This window comes from Gammaproteobacteria bacterium, from assembly GCA_028819075.1.
Classification (GTDB): domain Bacteria; phylum Gemmatimonadota; class Gemmatimonadetes; order Longimicrobiales; family Gaopeijiaceae; genus BD2-11.
This window is the reverse complement of the sequence record JAPPMM010000016.1, coordinates 130483-139554: the sequence shown is the minus strand read 5'-3', so window position 1 is coordinate 139554 and position 9072 is coordinate 130483. Positions and strand designations below refer to the sequence as shown.

The 9072-nt window shown below is 66.6% G+C and carries 9 protein-coding genes; 2 read left to right on the top strand and 7 right to left on the bottom strand.

The genetic code is table 11. The annotated features are described in order from the left end of the window. Positions 1-1278: 1278 nt before the first annotated feature. Positions 1279-1488 carry a hypothetical protein gene (locus OXU32_02810; GenBank protein ID MDE0072900.1) on the top strand — a complete coding sequence of 70 codons (210 nt, stop codon included), beginning with the start codon at positions 1279-1281 and terminating at the stop codon, positions 1486-1488. A 549-nt stretch (positions 1489-2037) separates the two neighbouring features. On the opposite strand, the gene OXU32_02805 is transcribed toward OXU32_02810, so the two are convergent. Further along, on the bottom strand, positions 2038-2679 hold the full coding sequence (locus OXU32_02805; protein ID MDE0072899.1) for a BRCT domain-containing protein: 642 nt from the start codon (positions 2677-2679) through the stop codon (positions 2038-2040). 620 nt (positions 2680-3299) lie between these two features. On the opposite strand from OXU32_02805, the gene OXU32_02800 reads away from it, so the two are divergent. Next, the gene (locus OXU32_02800; GenBank protein ID MDE0072898.1) at positions 3300-3539 is read left to right on the top strand and encodes a hypothetical protein; all 240 of its coding nucleotides are present in this window, start codon (positions 3300-3302) and stop codon (positions 3537-3539) included. 103 nt (positions 3540-3642) lie between these two features. On the opposite strand, the gene OXU32_02795 is transcribed toward OXU32_02800, so the two are convergent. From OXU32_02795 to OXU32_02770, 6 genes are all read right to left on the bottom strand, one after another. Beyond that, positions 3643-4953 (bottom strand): branched-chain amino acid ABC transporter substrate-binding protein, encoded by a 1311-nt coding sequence (locus tag OXU32_02795; GenBank protein ID MDE0072897.1) that lies wholly within the window; start codon positions 4951-4953, stop codon positions 3643-3645. Between the two features lie 78 nt (positions 4954-5031). Beyond that, complete coding sequence (locus OXU32_02790; GenBank protein ID MDE0072896.1) at positions 5032-5622, bottom strand: VanZ family protein; 591 nt, start codon at positions 5620-5622, stop codon at positions 5032-5034. A gap of 8 nt (positions 5623-5630) precedes the next feature. Then, positions 5631-6986 carry a M20/M25/M40 family metallo-hydrolase gene (locus tag OXU32_02785; GenBank protein MDE0072895.1) on the bottom strand — a complete coding sequence of 452 codons (1356 nt, stop codon included), beginning with the start codon at positions 6984-6986 and terminating at the stop codon, positions 5631-5633. Between the two features lie 44 nt (positions 6987-7030). Beyond that, positions 7031-7498, bottom strand: a complete 468-nt coding sequence (locus OXU32_02780; GenBank protein MDE0072894.1) for a hypothetical protein — start codon at positions 7496-7498, stop codon at positions 7031-7033. Positions 7499-7548: 50 nt separating this feature from the next. Continuing rightward, positions 7549-8460 (bottom strand): hypothetical protein, encoded by a 912-nt coding sequence (locus OXU32_02775; protein ID MDE0072893.1) that lies wholly within the window; start codon positions 8458-8460, stop codon positions 7549-7551. 4 nt (positions 8461-8464) lie between these two features. Continuing rightward, on the bottom strand, positions 8465-9028 hold the full coding sequence (locus OXU32_02770) for a hypothetical protein (GenBank protein MDE0072892.1): 564 nt from the start codon (positions 9026-9028) through the stop codon (positions 8465-8467). Positions 9029-9072 lie beyond the last annotated feature (44 nt).

Below are 9072 nucleotides of genomic sequence, written 5' to 3'. Positions count from 1 at the left end.
GTCGTGCCGGGCTTTGCGCAGGGGGTCCCCGCGGTTTGCGGGGTTTCGGAGGAGCTAGATGTTATTTTGTTTCACAAAAACTCTGGCTGGGGGATGCCCCCCAGACCCCCGGACGACACTTTCGCGCGCCGCTAGAGGAGGCTGCCCGACATGGCCGGTCCCCGGAAGCCCGAGGCCCAACCTTCGTAAGCCGCGCCATCGGGGTGCTCGCGGGACCAGACCGGCGGACTGGCCTCCCCGTCGGCTCGGGCTCTGCGCCCGCCGGTCCTCCCCGTCTCCGGGGCGGGCGGGAGCCCGTCCCTCCGACCGGGACGTTTGGACGGGATTCCTTCCGTCCGGGGTGGGAAGGGACTCGACCCCGGCTGAAGGAACGGACGGAGTCCGTGCCGGAGGCCGGGGGGACCGGCGCCGAAGCGGTGGCAACGCCGCCGCCGCTGCCTCGCCGGTCAACTCCGCAGACTCAGCCGCAAAGCCGACGGTGGGCGACCGGTCCGGGGACTCTCGGACCCCACGGAGGTGGCGGAACCCCCAAACCGCGCACGTTGCCGGAGCGGAACCTAATGGGGGGTCGAGGGGGGCGGAGCACCCCTCGCCAGTCGCGATGTTCAACATCGCGTGTGCTGGCTCCCGGACCTTAGCCGCGCCAGAAACCCCCGTGGGGGCCGCGTCCGAGACCCGCCAACCGCAGCCGCAGATGCGTTGGAAGAGCACCGCGGCGCGTCATCGCTCTGTGTAGTGCTAAAAGTGAACACGAGAATCCGGTTGGCCGTCGCCAACCTCAGCGACAGACTCCGGGCACGCGCCCAGCACCAGTAGGGCAACGAGGCGCCGATGGCGGGGTGCCGCAGGCAACTGCACCTGTCCAGCGTTCCCGGCCCCCAAGGCAGGCAGAGAGCGTTCACGGATGATTGAGGCGGGCAACACCGGGCCCTGAAACCCGAGGCGTCGCGAGAGACACTTCGGGGCAGGTTGCTTCGAGAAAAGTGTGCATCCACTTGACATGGAATGGATACTCTCGACTCACTTTGTGGCCGGCAGAGGCTGACGAACCCCTGAGGTGACCCGCTCACCCGCAGATCGCGTTTGACGCCCCGCATCTCACTCCATTCCCGGCGTTCCGCCTTATCGCCGGGTTGGAAAACGACTCCCGCCAGACCTTTGCGGTTGGCCTCGGTGGGTTGGGGGGATTGAAACCTGTGGCGCCATGCGGATACGCTTTGAGAAGTTGCGGCAACCTGTCTCCACGGACACGGAAGGATTACCCCAAGGGAGTAGCTCATGGACTGCTCAAGCAGCCTCGAGAAGGCCATCCTCGAACTGGTCAAGGCAATTGACGTCTTGGCCGAAGACATCCGGACGCTCGACGACCAAGCCACCAGCCTCACGGACGAAGTACGCGAACTCAAAGTGGACCTCGCAAACGCCCGGCAGGCCGGCAGGGCTCTCGCCCCGCGAGCGCGGAAAGGCACCTCACCCTTCCGGCGGTGAGAGCTGACGCCCGTTCGGATGGCGATTATGCACTTGTGATGCAATCACCGGGCGGTAGTGACGATAGGGCATGGGGCAAGCTCAAGCGCTACGTCAGAACGGCATGGCGAGGATACGAGGCTATGGATCATGCCATATCCATCACCGAGCGGTTGCGGATGCTCCGCTGGCCGGGGTGGCTTTCTGGGGGAGGAGTGTGGTGGGGGGTCCAGCACATGCTTGACTGGACATGGGCAATCCCCGCGTTTTGCGTTGTCATGGCGGCTTTGTCAGCGTGGCAAACCAGAGGCTTCCGTCGCGTGAAATGGCAGGTTGTCCAACAGGGAGACCCGTGGATCGTAGCCGAAGCCTATGTGTTCGACATCCTCCGCTCATCGCACTTCATCGGCAAGAGGAGGGAAGACGTTACACGGCTTGACCGCGCCAAGATTGTGGAACTAGCCGCTCGTTTTGAGGAGGAGTTCCGCCATGCCACCCGGATTAACTCGTCCGGGATGCTCGAAGTGAATGCCCGAATCCTCCGGCGGTGGATCGGTCATGCCGCCATGACTAGAGAGGGGCGGCCCAATGATCTTCGGTAATGATTGCTGGCCTTCCGCTCTGAGCTCGGTAGTGGACGGCCTTCTGAATCTTCCTTCCGAAAGCGCCATGCTTCCAATTCTGGCTTGCCAAAGTGCCGATCACCAGGTAATCGGTCTTGAAGGTGATCCGTTTCTGGGGGATGCCGCCCATTTTCTCGGTCTCGCTCCAGCAGGTGGTGCGCGGCCCGAAGGCGAAGCGTCCCGTGAAGACGAACACCCGGTCCGCGAAATGGAGCTCTGGGAGGGGATCGTCGAAAGGCAGGGATGTCGGGGTCTCCTTGGGGCCGATGGCGCCCCCGGTCACGTTTTCGAGCAGAGCGGTGAGTTCCTTGCGTTCTCGTTCGTCCACCACCCCATCATCGAAGATGCTGTGAAGGCATCCGTATACCTTGTTGGCAGGCCACCGGACAACAACTTCCGGGTGCGCCTCGCACCATTCAAGGAGGCTTTCGGCCTCGGCGTCATCCACATGCTTATCGAGCAGGATGCCCTTGGCGATTCCGAGGAAGTGCTGGATGTCCCGATCGAGCCGCACGTCTGCACCGAAGTCGGCGGGAAGCCCTTCTTCTCCATCTTGAAGAATGCGGTGGCGGTGGGCGGCAGGGATCATGAGTCCTCCACGGCGCAGTCCGGTCGGCCGCCTCCAATCAAGATGGGCGGACCCTTGCGTCAAGTTCATAGGGGTTGCGGCAAAACGCAAACGCCCGAAAGGCCACGCCACCCGCCTCTGGGACGCGCTACGGCGGGTCATGCACACCGATCTGGTGGAGTACCGGACGCTGATTGTGTGAGCTATGTTTCGAGGATTCCAGAAAGGCAAAAGCGGGTCCGGGGGTTGATCCCTAGAGCTTCCCGCCATGTTCCGGAAGCATCCCAAGTTGTCGATTCAGGGGCTGTCGCGTCGCCCGAACACTCGGTCGCCAGCAACAGGACGGCCAGTTTCCAAGGCTTCAACTGTCCGTGAAGGCGGGGCAGGGTCCACTTCGGCTTTCAAAGCTCAACGAGAGGTCGGTTTCCGGGACCTCAAAGAAGAGGTGGCAGCGTGTGCGGGAGTCTCGCCATTCGGATCCGGTTTTCCCGCTTTGGCGGCTCGGTCCAGCAAGGTCCAGTACAGCGGCAGGAAACGCAGATCGTGCAGCCCTGTAAGTAGTTAGCCGATTCCCTGCCGGGATTCTGGCGATTCACACTCCGCTCTGCCGGCGGCATCATCGCGCGGTTCACGAGGGGCGGGTGAAGTTGTCGGTGGCCACGGACGGGACGGTGGTGTTCTTCACGCGCGGCGGGAAGATGCTGGCCGACGCGCCGAAACAGGTCTTGAGGGATTTGGCCCCGGTCCCATCGGTGCATCCTGCCGCCCCGGGGAAAGGCGACGGTCTCACGCTCTCGAACGGGGCCGCGCTCTATCGCGATTCGGAGATCCCTTGGGAGATCGAGGCCGCTGCTCGGGAAGCCGTGGAGGAATCTCTGTAGCGACGACGCGGTGATTGGTAGCGACGACGCGGTGACTGGTCGTGACGACGCGGTGACTGGTCGTGACGACGCGGCGACTGCGTGGACGCGCGCGCCCGCCGGGTCAGGGGCTGTACACGTAGACGACCGGCAGCTGGGCGACATCGGTGACGCTGTTGTCGGTGTGGTGGTAGATGTTCATCCGTCCGGTGCCGCAGTCGCCGAAGGCGTCACAGGATATCGTCCCGACAATGCCGCTCATGGCTGTTGATCCCACCTGCTCGCGCAACGTCGCGCGGTCAATGTGCAGCCTGTCGCCATCCTCCACGCCAACGGACTCGATGGCCGAGAGGAGGATGGTGGTCGCGTCGTAGGTGTGCGCCCAATAGGGTGATCCGGGAAAACCGCCGTGCCTGGCGTCGAAGGCGGCCAGTACCTGCTGTCCGCTCCTTCCGGTCCGCTCGTTCACGTTCGATCCGAAGTCCGATTCCGGGCCGGCGAAGTAGATCCCCTCCGACTGCGGCGTCTCCAGAAACGCGGAGACCAGCAGCGCGGCCGCGGAAATCAGGGTCGTTCCTTCAAGCCCGTCGAAGGCGCGCGCCTGCGCGGCGAAGGCCGATCCCTCCGTCACGAACAGGGGGAAGAAGATGGCGTCCGGGCCGGCTGTCGCGAACTCCACGAGAACGTCCGTCATGTCGGTTTCGCCCTTCTCGACTTTGGCCTGGGCCGGTACCTCGCCCCCGAGCGCCGCAAACGCGTCGGCGAACGCCGCCACCAGGGCGGACGTGTACGGGTCGCCGTCGTGAAGGGTGGCCACGCTCCGCAGTTCCAGCTGGTTGTACACGAAGTCCGACAGAGCTCGGGCCTGGTGCAGGTCGTTGGACGACACGCGGAAGTATCCGGCGTGATAGTCGGCGTCCGCGTTGCCGGCCAGGTCCGACGTGAGGCGCGGCGAGGTGTTGCTGGGCGAGATCATGACCAGGCCCGCATGGCTGGCGATGGGCGACGCTGCCACGGCTGCGGCGGAGCAGTTCGTGCCGATGATTCCCACCACCTGCGGGTCGCCGACGATTCCGGACGCACCCGCACGGCCGCCTTCCGGCGAACAGCTCGTGTCGACCGGGTCGCCGAGGTCGACGTCGCGTCCGCGGACTGAACCGAAGTCCCCGACGGCGATCTGGGCCGCCTGCCGGGACACGGCGCCCAGCGTCGGCGCGACCGTCACCGAGAGCATCATGCGCAGCCGCACGGCCTCGCCCGATTCCAGCGTGACCGCGCCCAGCGGCCCCGGCTCGAACTCAACCGGTGGCTCGACCGGCGGCTCAACGGGCGGTTCGACCGGCGGTTCGACCGGCGGCTCCGTCGCATCGCGGCATCCCGCCAGGATGAGAACCGTGGCCAGCACCGAACCGAACAGCATGGTGTGTCTGCGCATGAGAACGACTCCTCCCCGGTCATCCGGCGTGACGTGACGGTTGTCCACCGGAGCGGACGACCCGCGCTGGTACCCGCGCTACTCGGGGCCAGGTTCCCCCATGGCGCGCCTGACGACTGATGAGCCCCAACGCCGGGCCCAACGTAGCGCCACGCTTGCGGTGACGGCCATCACGGCGGCCAGCACGTTGAACAGGATGTCGACGGGGTCGAAAACGCGGTTGGGAATGAGCCTCTGGATTCCCTCGTCGATCAGGCCGACCAGGGAAGCCGCTACGATCGCGAGCAGCGCGGGCTCTGGAACCCGGCGCCCCCGGCTGGCCCGTTCCGTCAGCGCCTCGTGAATGAAGACCGCGACCACGCCGTACTCCACCAGGTGAGAGCGCTCCGTCGGGACCGACATGCGCACGACGATCAGCAGATAGGCGGCCGCAACGCCCAGCGCGACCGCGATCTCGGCGCCCCCGGGGCGGACCCTCAGCCCCTGCGTCACGACGGTCAGCAGGACGAGAAGGCACCCGGCCAGGAAGAGCCAGACGGAGAAGAAGTCGTTGCCCAGGTAGTCGACGAGGGTGCGCGCCAGCCCAAGGGTCGAGTAGATCGCCGCAACGACAACCGCCGTCCACATCCAAAGGCGGCGTTCGCGGGTGGAAGAGAAAAGGGAGGGCACGCGAAGCCCTACATCACCGGCACCATCCCCGCCTGCGACACCAGGATCAGCAGGGCGCGCTGGATGCCGATGGGACCGTTGTGGTTCATGAAGAACTCGGCGAGCGAGTGCGAGTTTCCGCCCGCGCCGCCGCCGCCGATGGTGACGGAGGGGATGCCGAGCGAAATCGGCGTGTTGGAGTCGGTTGAGGAGCGCCGCAGCGAGGTGATGCCGCCCATGAGCTCCGTGGCCGCCAGCGCGCGCTGGATAAAGGGGTGATCCTCCGGGATCTCGCCGCTGGGCCGGTTGCCGATCATGGTGACCTCGAGCGTCAGTTCCTCGCCCCGGGCGCGTACCGCGTTGGCCTCCTCGAGCCCACGCCGCATCGCTGCCTGGAAGACCGCGTCGATCTCAAGCAAGGCCTCGGGGCTCTCCGAGCGCATGTCGATCTCCATCCAGGCCTCGAAGGGAATCGAGTTCACCGAGGTGCCGCCCCCCACCGTGCCGACGTTGTAGCTGGTGCGCTGGGCCGCGTTGTCCGTGTAGCGCTTGGCTTCGGCGTCAAAGGCCGCCACCGCGCGTCCCAGGGCGTGGATGGGGTTGCCGAGCCCGAACGCTCCCCAGGAGTGGCCGCCCGGCCCCTTGAAGGCCACCCGGTAACGGTGCGACCCCAGGCCTGCGTTGGTCACCCCGCTGTGCCCCAGCCCGTCGATCGAGATGAACGCGCTGAAATCCGGCGAGCCCTCACGGAAGAGGTGCTTGACGCCGCGCAGGTCGCCGGTGCCTTCCTCGCCCACCGTGCCCACGAACCAGATGTCCTGATCGGTCTGGATCTCGGCGGCATTCATGGCGCGCAGCACCGCGAGCACGGCCACCAGGCCGCGGGTGTCGTCGGCGATGCCGGGCGCGAACAGCGTGTCGCCGTTCTCCCGGATGGTCACGTCGGTTCCCTCGGGAAAGACCGTGTCCAGGTGCCCGGAGAAGATCATCGTTCCGGCGCCGCTGCCGCGGCGCAGGCCGATGACGTTGCCCTCCTCGTCGACCCAGGTGGAATCGACCCCCGATTCCTGAAGCAGCTCCAGGAACCGTTGTCCGCGCACCTCTTCCATGAAGGGCGGCGCGGGGATCTGAGTGAGTTCGCGCAGGGTCGCGATGGTCCAGGGGTCGTTCTCCTCGATGTGACGGAACGCCTCCTGGACGGAGGGATGTTCCATCAGGGCGCGCACCTCGGCTTCGGCGTCGAACCCCGGCGCCTGCGCGGACGCGGGAGACGGCACGCCGGCGAGGACGGCGACCGCGACGAAGGCGGCGCCGGGAAACGACGCGACGGGCGGCGACGGCGGAGCCAGCGGGGACCTGCCGGATCTGAAAGCGGGACAGCTCATGGGTCTCTCGGTAACGGTAATCTGTGTAAAGTGCGTAAACGCCCTCACCAGCGCGGGAACAGCCAGGAAAGCGCGTCCCCGATCTCGGGGTGCCGGATCGCGCCCCCGAGGTGGCCGCTCCAGGCCAGAACGTAGCTGAGGAGCAGGGTGCCAACCACCACGATTCCGTGCAGCCAGCGGGGCACGGGCTCCTCCTGCATCTCTCGGAGCGTCGCCTGGAGCGCGGTCAGCGCAAGGAGTACGAGTCCGAAGAAGGCCGCCCTGCCCAGCACCGCGTGCAGCTCGACCAGATCGCGCATCGGGGCCAGCTCGCTCTCCATCGCCTCGAACGCGGTCGGCCCGGAGAAGTACGCGGGCACGCCCACGGCCGCGGAGGCCACCAGCAGCCAGCGGCCGATGCGGGCCGCGGGGGTGTCGTGGCGCAGGCGCGCGCAGACGAAGAGCACCAGGGCGAGCGGGCACAGGATGACCGGGAGGTGCACGGTGAGCAGGTGGAGATGCGCGGCGCTCACGAGGGCATCCGGGCGCGGCGGAGCGAGGTTCGGAGGGTTCCGTCGCGCACCTATTCCTGGTTGCGGCCGGTCCCGACGGCCTCGGCGGCAGGCACGCCCGCGTCCACCGCCGCGAAATCCAGTTCGCTCCCGCGCATGCTGTGCGGAATGAGGTACACCACGGTCATGACCAGCGCCGCAACGCCCACCGTCGCCCGGCCCGGCCCGGCCTTCCGCTTCGGCTTCATCCCCAGAGCGAAGGCCGCCGCGACCCACACCACCCACATGATCAGCAGCTTGTTGTCGGTCAGGTCATAGCCCCAGGGGAAGCCCGTCCAGTACTCGCCGAACGCGTACTTCTGGACGAAGGGGCCGAGCACCAGGCCGCCCACCGTCATCCCGATGAGCGTCACCCAGACGAGCGTCCGGACGTTGCCCGGAGCGAAGAGCGCGCCCAGGCCGGTCCGCATCCCGATCAGCACGGTGAAGAACATCGCGATGACATGCGAGACCAGGAGCGGGGCCGGAACCGGATCCTTGTAGCGCAGGATGATGTTGGCGTCCTCGCCCTGCTCGGCCGGGATGCGCACCCCACCGCCGGCCGTCTCCACCTCCAGGTAGTATTCCATCTTGCCGGCGGCCGGCTGTATGGGCAGGTAGGCCGCCAGCTCGGGGCCATCCTCCCCGTCCTCCACCACCATCTCCACCGTGGTGAAGTCGTCGCCCGTGGGGTAGCGCCGGTAGGTCATGGTGCCGCTGGCGCCCGCGCCCGGCCTGGGAAGCGCGACCCGGGCGCGCTCGATGGTCTCCTGGCTGCGCACCAGTTCGTAGCGGTACGCGTCGGCGCCGACGGCGATCTCGCCGCGCAGGGGGTAGGTGGGACCGGTCCGGCGCTGGTAGATCGCCGCCCCGGCCATGATCAGAACCGCGCCCACCCAGAGCAGGGCGCCGCGCCAGCGTGAATGTCGGGTCTTTTCCATCATCACCTCACTCGGGCCAAAGCCAGCCGAACGTGCCCGCGGTCAGTATTCCGTAAATCAGCCCGTCGAACATCGACTTGAGCGTCGTCGACCACTGCCGATGATACCAGATCGAGTTGAGCGGCAGGGCGAGCGCATAACAGCAGAAGGCCACCGTGCCCGCGAGACGGAAGACCGTGAGATACTCCGTCCCCGGCGCCAGCGTGCGTCCCGCGACGTAGGCCACGATCACCCCCACCACCACACAGTAGACGAACCACTGCGCCAGGTTCCTGGCCATGCTCGTGAACGCGCTCGGATCTCCAACTGTGAAGAACGCAATGGGCCCCTTCGCGAGCTTCGCCTGGAAGGCCTCGGATCTCATGACCTCGGGGCTGCCCGCGTGGGGGAAGAAGTAGTCGCCCGGCGCCAGGTTGGCGGGCCGCAGGGCATCCATCACGGCGTCTTCATCCTCGATCCCCTGGAAATCGTTCCTGTGGTAGCCCAGCACCATGTGGATGATCGAACTGCCGATGAAGACCAGGACGGCGGCGATCAGAATCGGCAGCCAGAGCGCGAGAATCGGGACCATCTCACCTCCCGGGGAGGAACTGCGGGGGGACGGGCAGCAAAGCT

Coding starts and splice junctions, on each gene's coding strand:
- OXU32_02775 (MDE0072893.1), bottom strand. CDS start 8,460: ATGATGGAAAAGACCCGACATTCACGCTGGCGCGGCGCCCTGCTCTGG.
- OXU32_02810 (MDE0072900.1), top strand. CDS start 1,279: ATGGACTGCTCAAGCAGCCTCGAGAAGGCCATCCTCGAACTGGTCAAG.
- OXU32_02770 (MDE0072892.1), bottom strand. CDS start 9,028: ATGGTCCCGATTCTCGCGCTCTGGCTGCCGATTCTGATCGCCGCCGTC.
- OXU32_02805 (MDE0072899.1), bottom strand. CDS start 2,679: ATGATCCCTGCCGCCCACCGCCACCGCATTCTTCAAGATGGAGAAGAA.
- OXU32_02795 (MDE0072897.1), bottom strand. CDS start 4,953: ATGCGCAGACACACCATGCTGTTCGGTTCGGTGCTGGCCACGGTTCTC.
- OXU32_02785 (MDE0072895.1), bottom strand. CDS start 6,986: ATGAGCTGTCCCGCTTTCAGATCCGGCAGGTCCCCGCTGGCTCCGCCG.